We start from the raw sequence: 13,306 nt of genomic DNA on the forward strand, positions 1-13,306 counted from the left end.
TCAGTGACGACTTCCTATGCAACTCCTTTAGGTAGGCCCCAGGAATTACCAGCCAAACCTGTAGTCCACAATTTCTCGAACGCTCCTTTCAACGAAGCTTGGCCTTTGCTTATGGATGTTTATGAGTTGGATTATCAACTAGTTAAAGTTGGTAGTGCAAATGTCATACGAATTGGTCAAAGGCCTAAGCAGTTGGCTCTGCCCCTAAAATTTATTTCGGCAGAGAGTGCCTTAACTGCCATTGAGAAATTTTTTGGTGAAGAAAAGTTTGAGACCGTGATAAGTTTGGATAGCAATAATAAACCTTTTCAAACTACTCGGCCAACAGGTAAATTTGGATTGCCTAATAGCATAAAAGTAATCCCCGATTCCAGCAATAAGCGTTTGATTATTGGTTCCAATAGTGAGGATGGAATAAGAATACGTAGTTTCGTAGAAACAATAGATGTACAATCCTCTGGTAAAGTAATATCTACTGATTCCATAAGCGAAATATATATTGTAAGAGGCCAGAAAGAAAGCGTATTACAGTTTTTGAGAGATAGTTTTCCGGAATTAATAGTTACCGATTATGCATCTGGAGGCCTTGCTATTGAAGGCCCACGAACAAGTGTTAACAGGGCTATAATCTTGCTTGGACAAGTAGACCGTGCACCTGAAATTCCTATTGTGCAGCGCATCTACACCGTGCGCGGCCAGGCCGCCGACATCACGGCGCTGCTCGCTGCCCAGTACCCTACCCTGCGCGTGACCCCGGTGGGGCAGACCGGCCAACTGGTGCTCAACGGCGCTCAGGCCCAGCTCGACACGGCGCTCGCCCTGCTCGAACAGGTGGACCGCCCCGCCCCGGTGGCCGAGTCCCGTACCGTTCAGCGCGTCTTCCAGCTCGTCAACGCCAGCGCTGAGGAAGTCAAGGCGACCCTGGAAGGCACCCTGGCGCGTGACCTGACCGCCGACAGCAATAACGACGTGCTGCCCAACGTGCCCGTCACCGCCACCGACGCCAACGGCAACACGACCGTGGTGAGCGTGCCCAACGCGCTCGGCAAGACGGCGAACCAGGGCACGGCGAATGCTCAGGCTCAGACTGCCCAGACTCCGGCCAACACCCAGCAGGCGACCCTGATCGCCGACAAGCGCACCAACAGCCTGATCGTGCGCGGCACGCCCGAACAGGTGGCGCAGGTGGCCGAGCTGGTGCCGCAGCTCGATCAGGTGGTGCCGCAGATCAACGTGCAGGTGCGGATTCAGGAGGTCAACGAGCGAGCGCTGCAATCGCTGGGCCTCAACTGGCGGGCGACCTTCGGTGGCTTCAACGTGGCGGTCTCGGGCGGCACCGGGCTGGCGGCCACCTTCAACCCCACCCAGAGCTTCCTCGGTTTCAACATTTTCCCGACCCTCACGGCGCTCGAAACCCAGGGCCTGACCCGGCGCGTGTACGACGGCAACGTGACCATGCAAAGCGGCCAGCGCTCGCTGAGTGCCACGGGCGGCGCCCAGAACGCTTCGAGCGGCGCGGCGGCCAGCGTCAAGAGTGGGGGCCGACTGGAAATCAACATCCCCTCGGCGGCGGGCAACATCGTGCGGCAGATCGATTACGGTCTCAACCTCGATTTCTTCAGCCCGCAGGTGGCGCCCGACGGCACCATCACCCTGCGTATTCGCGGTCAGGTCAACCAGCCGGCAACGGCGATCACCGCCGACAGCCTGCCCAACCTCATCGACTTCACCAACAGCGAAGCGCAAAGCACCATCACCTTCAAGAACGGCCAGACCATCCTGATGAGCGGCCTGCTCGGCAGCACCGAGACCACCAACCGCAGCGGCGTGCCCTTCCTGAGCAGCCTGCCCGGTGTGGGCGCGGCCTTCGGGGAAAAACGCACCGAGAAGACCCAGTCGCAACTGCTCGTCATCATCACCGGCACCGTCGTCAAATAACGCCTAGAGCAGTTCTCCGAATTACGCGTGCGTCGGAACAGCACCGCCACCCGCTCCATTCTCTGCTTCGCAGCTTTGCAAGTCCGTTCTGCTCCGTGTTTGTACTCGCTCTGCTCGCCAAAAAGCTGTGCCATCTTTTTGTCAAATGCTCTACGTCATACCGGCGCCTTTCTGCGAAGGGGCGCCGCTTTTTTGACTCTCGCGGCGGAGCCTGTTTGCTCAAGCCGCCGCGCCGGGGCCGCCAATCCCGCTACAGTCGCCCTATGAGGTACCTGACCGCCGGAGAATCGCACGGGCCACAGCTCACGGCCATTATCGAGGGGCTGCCCGCGCAGTTGCCGCTGGGCAAGGCCGACATCGACCCCTGGCTGAGAAAACGGCAGGGCGGCTACGGACGCGGGCGACGCATGGTCATCGAAACCGACGAGGCCGAGCTTCTGAGCGGCGTCCGTGCGGGCCGCACCACCGGCGCCCCCGTCACCCTCGCCATTCAGAACAAGGACCACCGCAACTGGACTGAAATCATGTCGCCTGAGCCGGGAGGCGAGCCGCGCAAGAAGGCGCTGACCGACGCCCGCCCCGGCCACGCCGACCTGACCGGCGGCATCAAGTACCGTCACAAGGACCTGCGCGACGTGCTCGAACGCGCCTCGGCGCGCGAAACGGCGGCGCGGGTGGCGGTAGGCAGCATTGCCCTCAAGCTGCTTTCTGAACTCGGCATCGAGGGGGCCAACTATGTCTTCAACCTTGCTGGCATTGAAACGCGGCAGGCCTTCTCCTGGGACGCACTCGACGCCATCGAGGACTCCGACCTGCGCACCCCCGATGCCGACGCCGCCGCGCAGATGCGCGAGCGCATCGACCAGGCCAAGAAGGACGGCGACACCCTGGGCGGCATCCTCGAAGTGCGCTTCCGGGGCCTACCGGTCGGTCTGGGCAGTTTTGTCCACTACGACCGCAAGCTCGATGGCAAAATCGCCCAGGCGTGCCTCAGCGTGCAGGCGATGAAGGGCGTGGAAATCGGGCGGGCCTTCGAGAACGCCGTGAAACCCGGCAGCGGTGTTCACGACGCCATTCACTACCGCGAAGGCACCTACGCCCGCGACACCAACGGGGCGGGCGGCCTCGAAGCCGGGATGACCAACGGCGAAGAACTCATCGTGCGGGTCGCCATGAAGCCCATCGCCACCCTGATGAAGCCGCTGCCCACCGTGAATGTCGTGACCCACGAAGCGTCTGACGCGGCCCGCGAGCGCAGCGACACGACCGCCGTGCCCGCCGCCGGGGTCATCTTGCAGTGCGTCATCGGTTGGGTGCTGGCCGAGGCGATCACCGAGAAGTTCGGCGGCGATACCCTGCCCGAGCTTCAGGAGCGTCTCGCGGCGGCGCGGCGTTACGCAGCCGAATACTGAGGGCGCCTTGACCTTTTCTGAGCTTTCGGAAAGCGTCCAGCACGCACTGGACGAGGTGCTGGCGGCGCCGCCCCGGCCCCCGGAGGGTGAGGCAGGCACCCCGCTTCAGGGGGATGAGGGTAGACTGCCTGTTATGTTTCCGTCCGGCCTGATTGAACGCCCTGCCAACTGGGTGGCGCTGGCGGGCTTTATGGGCACTGGCAAAAGCCGGATCGGCTGGGAGCTGTCCCGCGCCCTGGCGCTGCATTTCGTGGACACCGACAAGCTCATCACCCGGGTGGTCGGCAAAAGCATCCCCGAGGTGTTCGCGCAGGAGGGCGAAGGCTATTTCCGCGCCTGCGAGCGCGAGGTGGTGCAGCGCGTGACCCGGCTTGACCACGCTGTGATCAGCCTCGGCGGCGGCACCTTCATCCACGAGGAAAACCGCCGCCTGCTGCTGTCGCGCGGCCCGGTGGTCGTGCTGTGGGCCACCCCCGAAACCGTCTACCAGCGCACCAAGCACAGCGACCGGCCCCTCCTCAAGGTCGAAGACCCCCTCTCGCGCATTCGCACCCTGATGAACGAGCGCGAAGGCGTCTACCGCCAGGGCACCATTCACGTTCACAGCGACGGGCGCCCCTCCGAGGAGATCGTGGAAGAGGTCGTCGAACGGCTCTGGGCCTGGCGCGACGCCCAGGCGGCGTGGGCCGCCCTGCCCCCGGACTACGACCGTGCGACGAGTTGAGGTCGGCGGCGCGGCGCCTTACGCCGTGGAGGTCGGCCCTGGCCTGCTGACCCGTCTCGCGGTGCCTGAAACGCCTAGCGCCCTGATTCATCCCGCCGACCTACCCGCCGCGTGGGTCGAGCAGGCGCAGGCGAGCTTGCAGCCCCATCTGACGGTGACCGTGCCCGCCCGCGACGAGTGCAAGACGCTGGAAGTTTTCGCGGACGTGCTCTCGCAGCTCGCGCAGGCGGGCCTGCCCCGCAGCGGCGCGGTGGTGGGCCTCGGCGGCGGCGCGGCGACCGACCTCGCGGGTTTTGTTGCGGCAAGTTACCTGCGCGGCGTGGCTTTCTACACCGCGCCGACCACGCTGCTCGGCATGGTGGACGCGGCGGTGGGCGGCAAAACAGGCGTCAACCTCCCCGAAGGCAAAAACCTCGTCGGTGCCTTCTGGCCGCCCCGCGCCGTGTGGTGCGACACGGCTACGCTTACCACGCTGCCGGACGCCGTGTTCCGTGAGGGGGCCGCCGAAGCCTTCAAGCACGGGTTGATGGCTGACCCCAGCCTGCTCGACCGGGTGGTGTCGCCCGACTTTCGGCCCGGCGGCGCTCTGCTCGAAGACACCCTGGCCGATGCAATTGCTGTCAAGGCCGGGGTCGTCACCCGCGACCTGACCGAGCAGGGCGAGCGGGCTTTCCTCAACTTCGGGCACACGCTGGCGCACGCGCTCGAAGCCGTGACCCATCAGGCCATCCCCCACGGCGAGGCGGTGGCCTACGGGATGCACTACGCCGCTCGCCTCAGCCACGCGCTCGGCGGCGCCGACCTGACCGCCCACACCCGCGCTTTTCTGCGCTGGCAACGGCCCCGGCGCCTGCCGCCGCTCACTTTCGACGCGCTCGCGCCCTTCATTGCCCGTGACAAGAAGGCCGACAGCGCGGGCGTGCGCTTCGTGCTCCTGCGTGACCTCGCCCAGCCTTACCTCGCCCGCGTGCCCGACGACGTGCTGCGCCGCGAGTTCGACGGTTGGCAAGCAGACCTAGCGGAGCTTTTTCCTCTTTAGAGCATTTGACAAAAGAATGGGTGGCCTACTTTGACCCTCTACCTTGATGGGAGAGGGCCTTGCAAAGCAAGGGGTGAGGGTGGCTGTTTTCTGTCAAATGCGCTAGCCCCAGCCCTGCCGCCCTGCATCAGCCGGGCTATCCTGCCTCATGCTGCTCATTCTCAACGGTCCCAACCTCAACCGCCTGGGCCTGCGCGAACCGGGGGTTTACGGCTCGCAGACCCTCGAAGACCTGGAGCGCCAGTGCGAGGCCTGGGGCGCCGAACTGGAAATGAGCGTCACCTGCCGCCAGAGCAACTACGAGGGCCAGCTCCTCGAATGGGTGCAGGACGCCGAGGAGCAGGGCTTTACCGGCCTCGTCATCAACCCCGGCGCGCTGACCCACTACAGCTACGCCCTGCGCGACGCGATTGCGGGGCAGCGACTCCCGGTGGTCGAGGTCCACATCAGCAACGTGGACGCCCGCGAGGAGTTCCGGCACCAGTCGGTCACGGCGGCGGTGTGCCGGGGCAAAATCAGCGGCCTGGGCTTCAGCGGCTACCGGCTGGCGATGGAGTATCTGGCAGAAGTGCTCGAGTGAGTGCGGGGTGGCGGCCTTATCCGGCGCTCCCCGGCAGCACCGTGACCGGCACCCTGCTGCAATGGGACGCGGTGGGCGACGCCAAGCACGCCCCGCGCCCGCTGCTCGCCTGGCTGCCGCCGTCTTATACGGATTCCGCTCCATTCCAGCACAGACGGGAAAGCACCGCCTGTGCTTCCATACCGCGAAACCCGTCTTCTTTCCTACTCGCGTCCGCTCGGATTGAATCCGAAACAACTGGATTCAATCGGAATCCGTCCTACAGCGCGGACCCGGAGCGGCGCTATCCGGTGGTCTATTTCCACGACGGCCAGAACGTCTTTGACGCCGCGACCAGCTTCAGCGGCGAGTGGGGCGCTGACGAGGTGCTGACCGACCTGGCGCGGGAAGGGCTGGAAGCCATCGCCATCGGAATTCCCAACGGGGGCGAGCGGCGGTTTCACGAGTACAGCCCGTGCCCGCCGGTGGCTGCCGCCCGCGCCGACGTGCCGCCCGGCAGCGGCGGTGGGGCAGATGCTTACGTCCATTTTCTGACGGAGACAGTCAAGCCGCTGGTGGATGCGACCCTGCGGACCCTTCCCGGCCCGGAGTCAACCTCCGTCATCGGCAGCAGCATGGGCGGGGTGGTCAGTCTGCACGCGCTGCTGACCCGTCCGGACGTGTTCGGCCACGCGGGGCTGATGAGCCCGGCCTTCTGGACTGGCGGCGACTTCGCGCTGCGGCAGTCAGAGGCGGCGCCCCTTCCGGCAGGTCGTGTCTGGCTCGACGTGGGCGGGCGCGAGAGCGACGACCCGGCGCGGGCGGCAGCGTACCGGCAGGACGCGGCGCGGCTGGCCGAGCACTGGCAAGCACGCGGCCTGGGCGAGCGGCTGCACTTCAGGGAAGACCCGCAGGCCATTCACCACGAGTCGGCGTGGCGGGCGCGGTTGCCGGCGGCGCTGCGGTTTCTGCTGACTGGCACGGTCACGGACTGAGCATTCCCTCAGAAATGGGAGACGCGGCATACTCGCGCCATGACCGACACCCCGCAAGGTATCGCTTTTACCCTCGACGGTGTGGACGAACTGACGTTTGCCCGCATCCTGCGCGACGTGATGACCGACCCGGCGTTTCGCAGGCCGCTTCAGATTCAGGCGCAGGAGCCGCGTCCCGGCGTGCCCGCGCGCCTGACGGTGGCCTTCGACCCCGCCGAGCGCGAGCGGGCGGTGCTCGCCATGCAGCGGCTCAAGACCGTGCTGCTGCGTCACGGCGTGCAGGTGGACAGCGTGCGGGTGCCGGGGGAAACGCGCTGACCTAGCCTGGGCGCTGGCTGAGCCGCCGTGAGGCCGTTAAGGGTCCATAAAATCAGCCGCGTCCCAGGGGCGAAGCGCGGCGTCTACGATACTTGGCAAAGATTTGGTAGGGGACGCACGCTGCGGGGCTGGGCGCGGTCTCGATCTTTGAAGGGCATCGCATGGAACAACGTATTCTCCTGATCGAAGACAATCCGGATATCACCCGCGTGGTGCAGTACGAGCTTGAACAGGCAGGGTACCGCGTCATTACGGCGCCAGACGGCATCACCGGCCTGACGAGCGCCCGCGAAAACACCCCTGACCTGGTCATTCTCGACCTCGGTCTGCCGGACTTCGACGGGGCGGAGGTGGCGCGGCGCCTACGCAAGACGAGCAGCGTGCCGATCATCATCCTCACGGCGATGGACGCCATCGACCGCAAGGTGAATCTGCTCGAAGCGGGCGCCGACGATTACATGACCAAGCCCTTTCACCCCGAGGAACTCGTCGCCCGCGTCAAAGTGCAACTGCGGCACCAGCAACACGGCGAGGTCATCACCATCGGGGCGCTCGAAATCCATCCTCAGAAGCGGCTGTGCTCGTACAACGGCCACGAGGTCCGGCTCTCGCCCAAGGAGTTTGACCTGCTCACGTTCCTGGCGCGGCAGCCGGGCCGGGTCTATTCACGTCAGGAAATTGAGCGCGAGGTCTGGAACGGTGAACTCCCCAGCAACTCGAACGTGGTGGATGTCCACATGGCGAACATGCGCGCCAAGCTGCGTGACCTCGACGGCTACGGCGTGATTCGCACGGTGCGCGGCATCGGGTACGCGCTCAAAACGCCATAAAGCGCACCTGAGGAAAGGGGGCCTGCCGGGTGCGGGCCTCTTTTTGTGGTCGGGGGCGGCACAATGGCACCCATGCCTGAGCCTGTCAATACCACCCTGACCGCCATCCCCGGATTTCAGGTCGGCCACTGGACCGACCCGCTGGCCCAGACCGGCTGCACCGTCGTCCTCTGCCCGCCGGAAGGTGCGGTGGCCTCGGCGTCGTTCATCGGCCCCAGCCCCGCGACCCGCGAAGGGGTGCTGCTCAGTCCCGAAAAGAAGGTGGAGCGCGTGCACGCCCTGCTGCTGACGGGCGGCAGCGCCTTTGGCCTCGCGGCGGCGACCGGGGTGGTGCGGGTGCTCGAAGAGCGCGGCATCGGCCACGAAACGGCGTTTGGCCGGGTGCCCATCGTGCCGGCGGCAGTGATCTACGACCTCGGCGTGGGCAACCCCCGCGTGCGCCCCGGCGAGATTGAGGGTGAAGCGGCGGCACGAGCAGCGTCCTCCGCTCCGGTGGAACGCGGTCAAGTGGGCGCAGGCACCGGGGCCACCGCGGGCAAATACCTCGGCGGCGGAGTGCCGGGGGGCCTGGGCAGTGTCTGCCTGGAGCGCTCCGGCGTGCGGGTGGCAGCGCTGGCAGTGGTCAATCCGGTGGGCGATGTGCTCGACGAACGCGGCGGCGTGCTGGCGGGGCCGGGCACGGGGCCAGTCGCCGCCGCCTTTACCCCCGGCGACGTGGAAAACACCACCCTGGTCGCCGTCGCCACCGAGCACGCCCTGACCAAAGCCGAGTGCCGCCGCCTGGCCGACGCCGCGCAGACCGCGCTCGCCCGCGTGATTCACCCCAGCCACACCGCCTGGGACGGAGACAGTGCATTCGTCCTGAGCAGCGCCGCCCTGCCGCCCGCCGACCCGCTGCTGCTTGGAGCGCTGGTGCAGGAGGCCGTGTGCGCGGCGGTGCGGGACGCGGTGCGCTTAACTCGGCAAAACCTTGAGTAAGATACTCACATGAGTACAACTGAATATGTCAGCGGTTTGTGGGCCTTGATTGGGCACCGGCCCGTGAACTGGGCGGGGGCCTGTGCGCTGGTGCTGAACGGAGCCGGTGAAGTGTTGCTGCAACGTCGCCAGGATACGGGCGGTTGGGGAACGCCCGGCGGGATTGCCGAACTCGGCGAGGCACTGGAAGACACTCTGCGGCGCGAGCTTCAGGAGGAAACGGGTCTGCGTCCTCTCGAAGTTCAGCTCTTGACCGTGGTCAGCGGCGCGGAGACCCACGTCCAGTTGCCCAACGGCGACGAGTTCTATCAGGTCACGGCGGTGTATGTGGTCTCTGGTTGGGAGGGCAAGCCCGCGCCAGACGGCGCTGAGGGCACGGAACTCCGCTTTTTCCCACTGGACGCGCTGCCCGCCGGTCTGGGTCCGGTCGACCGCCACGCCCTGGATTTGCTGCGGGTGTGCTGGAGTGTGCAATGAACTCGGCGGGGGCAGCTCTCTGTCCTCCACAAGTGATGTGTAAGATACTCAGATGAGTACAAAGGATTACGTGCGGGACCTGCGCCGGCTGGTTGGTCATGCACCTGTGAACTTCGTCGGGGCCGCCGGGCTGATCTGCAACGCAGCGGGAGAAGTGCTGCTGCAACGGCGGCGAGGCTCAGAGCGCTGGGGGCTGGTCGCAGGCATCGCCGAACTGGGAGAGCCTCTGGAGCAGACGCTGAGGCGCGAGGTGCAGGAGGAACTGGGGCTGACTGTTCAGGCCGCCGAGTTTCTTGAGTTGCTCAATCCGGCGGGACTCAGCCGCGTGGCAAATGGCGACGAGTTCTATTCCTACACCGCCCTTTACCGCGTGACCGCCTGGACAGGCATCCCTGTACCGGACGGGGTTGAAATTGCCGAGGCCCGGTTTTTCTCTCTCGCTGAGTTTCCGCCGTTGACCAGGCTGGGACAGAGGGCTAAAGAGGTCATGTCATCTCCAGCGTCTATGGCTGCTTGGTAAAGGTCAGCCGCATCCCTACCAGCCGGAACCCTGCCCGCTCCACGTTGCGCTCGCTGGGGCTGCCGGGCGTGACGAAGACGGTGGCGAGGTCGGCCCCCGCATGCATTGCCCACCGCAGGCGCCACGCGAGCAGGGCTGTCTGGGCGCCATGTCCCCGGAAAGCAGGCCGGGTTGCGGTGCCGTGGAGGGCCGCCACGCCGTCTTGCAGGTGCACCGCGCCCGTCGCTGCTTCCTGTCCGCCCACCTCCGCCACGAAGAGCCGGGTCCCCGTCGCCTGCCCCACTGCCGACCGCCTCGGTGCCGGGGCCAAAGCCCTCGGCGGCCAGCACCGCCCAGCGGTCCCGCTCCGTCGTTTCGCGCACCGGGATGTTGGAAAGCTCCGGCAAGTGCTGGAGGTCGTGGGCGTAGACGTGCAGCACGAAGTCCAGGGCATACCCCCGCGCCGTCAGGAGGGGCAGCGCGGCGGGGGCCTGCGGCGAGAGCAGGTGGAGGGTCGCCGTCTGACCGTGACGGGCGCTGAAGGCTTCAAAGTCGGCGAGTTCATCCTCAGTGGGCGGGCGTTCGCTGCTCAGCCAGCCGGTGTCGGTGGGGAGGGGCGAACCGCCGGTGCTGGCGGCGGCTACGGCGACCAGTGGCCCGATGTGCGCCACCTCACCCCCGGCCCCGAACCGAACGTGGGCATGGGTTTCGGCATCGGCAATTCGGTCCAGCAGGTCGGTGGTCATGGCCCGCACTGTAAAGCGGCGCTAGGCTGGCCGGGCACATGTCGTCTGCCGATTCCCTCCCTCTGCAAGGCCACACCGTCGCTGTCACCCGCCCGGACAGTGGGGGAGACGGCGGGGGCGGGCGCCTGGGTGAATTGCTGCGGGCGCAGGGGGCCGAGGTGCTGAGCGTGCCGCTGATTCGCTTTTTGCCGCCCGCAGACCCACGGGCGCTCTGGTCGGGGCTGCGTGACCTGCGCGGCGTGGACTGGCTGCTCGTCACGAGTCCGCAGGGGGGCCGACTGCTCGGCGAGGCGCTGGCGGCGGCGGGCGTGGCGGACCTCGCCGGGACGCGGCTGGCGGCGGTGGGCGAGGCGACGGCCCGTGAGTTGCGTGCGCGTGGATTGCCGGTGGACTTTTTGCCCACCACAGCCACCGCCCTGAGCCTGGGCCGCAAACTGCCCGCTCAGCCCGGTCAGGCCGCGCTACACCTCACCTCGCAACTGTCGGAGAACACCCTGCGCGGCGAACTGGCGGCGCGGGGCGTGACTTACCGCCGGTTGGAGCTGTACCACACTGCGCCCGCCGTCCTGAACGCGGCGGAGCGCGTGGCCCTCGCGGGCGTGTCCGCCGTGACCCTCGCTTCGGGCAGCGCGGCGCAGGGGCTGGCGGCGCTGGCGGGGCCGGACTTTGACCCGCTGCGCCTGCCAGTCGCGGCCATCGGTGAGCAGACGGCGGCGGCGGCGTGGACTTTGGGCTTTGTTTCTGTCACCACGGCGCCCCAGCCCTCGCTGGAAGGTCTGGTCGCGGCGGCGATTAAGGCTGTGCGTTCCTGACGTGTGGCCTGCCGGCGGGTATGCTCACCGTCATGAAACAGAAACTTTCGACCCTGGTGGCCCAGGCGGGCGGCGGGCGCGTGGTGCGGACCCCGTTCGTGGACGGCGACGAGATTGACCGCCGCCTGCTGAGCGAAGAAGGCGTGCGCCACAAAATCGCGGGCGGCTTTCCCGATGCCCGCCGGGTGGTGCTGACCCTCTACCCGGCCCACATCCCCGACGTGGACGCGGGGGTGCAGGTGCTGCGCGTGTCTCCGGCCCCCGGCGGCGTGCCCTGGGACGAGCAGGACTTCGCGGTGCAGCTCCGGCGGCTGGAGTTGCCGGAAGACCAGCTCGGCGACGTGCGCGAGGAGCGCGGCGGGGCGTTTCTCATTGCGGCCACTGGCAAAGCGGCGCAGGCCCTCGCCGGGCTGACCGAACTCGGCGGGCGCGAAGTGGACGTGGAAGAAGTCGGCGAAAGCGCCGGCAAAGGCAGCAAGGTCCGCGAGGTGGTCGTGCCCTCCATGCGCGTGGACGTGGTGGGCGCCAAGGGCTTTGGCGTGAGCCGCGCTTACTTTCAGCAGGGCATCGACGGCGGCAAGGTCCGCCTCAACGGCCAGAGCGCCCGCGCCAGCAGCGAAATCCGCGAGGGCGACAGCCTCAGCGCCGAGGGCCTGGGTCGCATCGACTTCAAGCGCGTGGTGAACGAGACGCGGCGCGGGAACTTCAAGGTGGAGCTGGACGTTCACAAGTAACGGGAGAGATTCCTCAACCCAAGCAAAGCCCCCAGGACAAGGTGCCTGGGGGCTTTCTCCCTGCTCCGGCTTACTTGCGGGTCACGTTCAGTGTCGTGGCCGTGCTGCGCTGCCCGTTCTTGAGGGCTTCCACGTAGATCTTGGCGGCGGTGCGGTCGCCGTTCGCGTTGAACTTCACGTCGCCGGTCAGCAGGCCCTTGAAGGTGCCGCCACGCACGGCGGTCTCCACCTGTTCGCGGGTGGGCACCTTGTTGCCGTTGGCCTTGGCGGCGTTCAGGATGCCGGTCAGCAGCACCTTGGTCGAGTCGTAGGCCATGATGGCCGTGCCCTGCATGGGAGCGCCGAAGGTCTTCTGGTACTGGTCGGCGACCTTCTTGGCGGCGGGCACCACGGCGAGCGAGGGCGCGAGGCTGGTGAAGTAGACGTTGCTCACGTCCTTGCCCGCCAGCTTGACGTAATCGGGGCTGTCCAGGCCGTCGCCGCTGACGATGGGGGTCTGAACGCCCTTGGCGCGCAGCTGCTGGGTGAACGGCCCGATCTGGCCGTAGAGCCCGGCAAAGTAGATGGCGTCGGGCTTGAGTGTCTGAATCTTGGTGATGACCGCCGTGAAGTCGCGGTCTTCAGCGGGCACGCCTTCGCTCTGAACCACGCGCAGGCCCTTGGCCTTCATGGCCTTTTCGGCCTCGGCGGCCATGCCCTGACCGTAGGGGGTCTTGTCGTTGAGGACGTAGACCGACTTGGCCTTGAGCGTTCCGGCCACAAAGTTGCCGCCCGCCGAACCCTGGGCGTCGTCACGGGCGCACACGCGGTTGACGTTTTTCAGGCCCCGGTCGGTGACCTTTTCGCTGGTGGCGACAGGTGCGACGGCCACTAGGTGACTGGTGGACATCACCTGGGTCGCGGGAATCGCCACGCCGCTGGTCAGCGGGCCGACCAGACCCAGCACCGTCTTGTCGGCGACCACGCGCCGCGCCGCCGAGGTGCCGGTGGCGGGATCGGCCTGGTCGTCGTAGGCGACGAGCGAGAGATTCATGCCCAGTTTGGCGAACTCCGGCTTCATCTCGTTGATGGCGAGCTGGGTGCCGTTTTTCATCTGCACGCCGAGGTTGCTCACGGCGCCCGACAGCGGGCTGATGGTGGCGATCTTGACGGTGGTGGCGGCCTGGGCCTGCGACAGCAGCAGGGCGCTCAGGGCCGCGAGAAGAGCAGTCTTGTGCATGAACAACCTCCGAGAATAAGGTGGAA

The 13,306-nt window shown here is 66.5% G+C and carries 15 protein-coding genes; 13 read left to right on the forward strand and 2 right to left on the reverse strand.

Annotated elements, in window-relative coordinates:
• The first annotated feature begins 669 nt into the window (after positions 1 to 669).
• The 11 genes from DR_RS03995 (at position 670) to DR_RS04055 (ending at position 9,790) form a co-directional block, all read left to right on the forward strand.
• Entirely contained in the window at positions 670 to 1,938 is a 1,269-nt protein-coding gene (locus tag DR_RS03995; RefSeq protein ID WP_227086002.1) for a type II secretion system protein GspD, read from the forward strand.
• 263 nt (positions 1,939 to 2,201) lie between these two features.
• A complete protein-coding gene (aroC, locus tag DR_RS04005; protein ID WP_010887421.1) occupies positions 2,202 to 3,350 on the forward strand; it encodes a chorismate synthase in 1,149 nt (382 codons plus the stop codon).
• A 7-nt stretch (positions 3,351 to 3,357) separates the two neighbouring features.
• Positions 3,358 to 4,074 (forward strand): shikimate kinase, encoded by a 717-nt coding sequence (locus DR_RS04010; protein WP_010887422.1) that lies wholly within the window; start codon positions 3,358 to 3,360, stop codon positions 4,072 to 4,074.
• Positions 4,061 to 5,113, forward strand: a complete 1,053-nt coding sequence (gene aroB / locus DR_RS04015) for a 3-dehydroquinate synthase (RefSeq protein ID WP_010887423.1) — start codon at positions 4,061 to 4,063, stop codon at positions 5,111 to 5,113. Before DR_RS04010 ends, aroB begins: the two co-directional genes overlap by 14 nt.
• A 148-nt stretch (positions 5,114 to 5,261) precedes the next feature.
• A complete protein-coding gene (aroQ, locus tag DR_RS04020; protein ID WP_010887424.1) occupies positions 5,262 to 5,693 on the forward strand; it encodes a type II 3-dehydroquinate dehydratase in 432 nt (143 codons plus the stop codon).
• Positions 5,690 to 6,667, forward strand: a complete 978-nt coding sequence (locus tag DR_RS04030; RefSeq protein ID WP_027479984.1) for an alpha/beta hydrolase — start codon at positions 5,690 to 5,692, stop codon at positions 6,665 to 6,667. The genes aroQ and DR_RS04030 overlap by 4 nt, the downstream gene beginning before the upstream one ends.
• A gap of 39 nt (positions 6,668 to 6,706) precedes the next feature.
• Positions 6,707 to 6,985, forward strand: a complete 279-nt coding sequence (locus tag DR_RS04035; RefSeq protein WP_010887426.1) for a hypothetical protein — start codon at positions 6,707 to 6,709, stop codon at positions 6,983 to 6,985.
• A 161-nt stretch (positions 6,986 to 7,146) separates the two neighbouring features.
• Entirely contained in the window at positions 7,147 to 7,815 is a 669-nt protein-coding gene (locus DR_RS04040) for a response regulator transcription factor (protein WP_010887427.1), read from the forward strand.
• 72 nt (positions 7,816 to 7,887) lie between these two features.
• Positions 7,888 to 8,793, forward strand: a complete 906-nt coding sequence (locus DR_RS04045; RefSeq protein WP_027479983.1) for a P1 family peptidase — start codon at positions 7,888 to 7,890, stop codon at positions 8,791 to 8,793.
• A gap of 9 nt (positions 8,794 to 8,802) precedes the next feature.
• Positions 8,803 to 9,270, forward strand: coding sequence for an NUDIX hydrolase (locus DR_RS04050; RefSeq protein ID WP_010887429.1), 468 nt, complete (start codon positions 8,803 to 8,805; stop codon positions 9,268 to 9,270).
• Positions 9,271 to 9,340: 70 nt separating this feature from the next.
• Complete coding sequence (locus DR_RS04055; RefSeq protein WP_227086003.1) at positions 9,341 to 9,790, forward strand: NUDIX hydrolase; 450 nt, start codon at positions 9,341 to 9,343, stop codon at positions 9,788 to 9,790.
• Here DR_RS04055 and DR_RS16660 read toward each other — a convergent pair.
• A complete protein-coding gene (locus DR_RS16660; RefSeq protein ID WP_227086004.1) occupies positions 9,774 to 10,073 on the reverse strand; it encodes a GNAT family N-acetyltransferase in 300 nt (99 codons plus the stop codon). The genes DR_RS04055 and DR_RS16660 overlap by 17 nt on opposite strands.
• Before the next feature lie 480 nt (positions 10,074 to 10,553).
• Between DR_RS16660 and DR_RS04065 the strand changes: the two genes are divergently transcribed.
• Together DR_RS04065 and DR_RS04070 are read left to right on the forward strand one after the other, a co-directional pair.
• A complete protein-coding gene (locus DR_RS04065; RefSeq protein WP_010887432.1) occupies positions 10,554 to 11,327 on the forward strand; it encodes a uroporphyrinogen-III synthase in 774 nt (257 codons plus the stop codon).
• A gap of 32 nt (positions 11,328 to 11,359) precedes the next feature.
• The gene (locus DR_RS04070) at positions 11,360 to 12,061 is read left to right on the forward strand and encodes a S4 domain-containing protein (protein WP_027479982.1); all 702 of its coding nucleotides are present in this window, start codon (positions 11,360 to 11,362) and stop codon (positions 12,059 to 12,061) included.
• A gap of 70 nt (positions 12,062 to 12,131) precedes the next feature.
• Here the strand turns inward: DR_RS04070 and DR_RS04075 are convergent, their stop codons facing one another.
• On the reverse strand, positions 12,132 to 13,280 hold the full coding sequence (locus DR_RS04075) for a branched-chain amino acid ABC transporter substrate-binding protein (RefSeq protein ID WP_027479981.1): 1,149 nt from the start codon (positions 13,278 to 13,280) through the stop codon (positions 12,132 to 12,134).
• Between the last annotated feature and the right edge of the window lie 26 nt (positions 13,281 to 13,306).

Origin of the sequence: Deinococcus radiodurans R1 = ATCC 13939 = DSM 20539 (genome assembly GCF_000008565.1) — a bacterium.
Taxonomy (GTDB): Bacteria; Deinococcota; Deinococci; order Deinococcales; family Deinococcaceae; genus Deinococcus; species Deinococcus radiodurans.